The sequence below is a fragment of the Azospirillum sp. B21 genome (genome assembly GCF_008364825.1).
Classification (GTDB): domain Bacteria; phylum Pseudomonadota; class Alphaproteobacteria; order Azospirillales; family Azospirillaceae; genus Azospirillum.
Genome location: NZ_VTTO01000054.1, coordinates 1 through 889 on the forward strand (window position 1 = coordinate 1; position 889 = coordinate 889).

Below are 889 nucleotides of genomic sequence, written 5' to 3' on the forward strand. Positions count from 1 at the left end.
TTTAAAAAAGGCCATCAGCATCTTCTCGGAACCGCCGAGATGAGGTTCCGCTTCATCGAGGACCACCGGGACGAGTTCCCGGCCCGGCTCATGTGCTCGGTACTCGGGGTGTCCGCCAGCGGTTACTACGCGTGGCGTGGGCGGCCGGAAAGCCAGCGGGCCGTCGCCAACCGACAGCTTCTGGTCGAGATCCGACGCGTTCATGGTCGCCACTATGGCCGCTATGGCAGCCCGCGCGTGCATGCATCCCTCCGCGCGGAGGGCGTCGCCGCCAGCCGGGGCCGGGTGGCGCGTCTGATGCGCCGCCACGGCATCCGGGGTGCAGCCGCACGCCGGTTCCGGCCCGTAACGACCGATAGCCGCCATGGCCTTCCGGTCGCTCCCGATCTGCTGGGTCAGGTCTTCCAGGTGGCCGAGCCCAACCGGGTCTGGCTTGCCGACATCACCTATTTGCCCACTGCTGAAGGCTGGCTGTATCTGGCGGCGGTGCTCGATCTGGCGACCCGGAAGATCGTTGGCTGGGCGATGCGCGATCATATGCGCGCCGAACTCACCACCTCGGCTCTGGTGATGGCCATCCAGCGCCAACGGCCGTCTGTGGGTCTCATCCAGCATTCCGATCGCGGCAGTCAGTATGCCTCTCGGGACTACCGAGACCTGTTGCAGGCGGCCGGGATGCGGCAGTCCATGTCGCGCAAGGGCTGCTGCTACGACAATGCTCCCATGGAGAGCTTCTTCCACACTCTCAAGGTCGAGTTGGTCCATCGTACTCGGTTCGAAACCCGCGACCAGGCCCGCCGGGAGGTGTTCGCCTACATCGAAACCTACTACAATCGCCAACGCGCTCACTCGGCCATCGGATACATCACCCCCGAACAGGCCGAGCTAA

The 889-nt window shown here is 65.0% G+C and carries 1 protein-coding gene; it reads left to right on the forward strand.

The features are described 5' to 3' along the window. A partial coding sequence (locus FZ983_RS33880; RefSeq protein ID WP_149229098.1) for an IS3 family transposase occupies nt 1-889 on the forward strand: 889 nt, incomplete at both ends.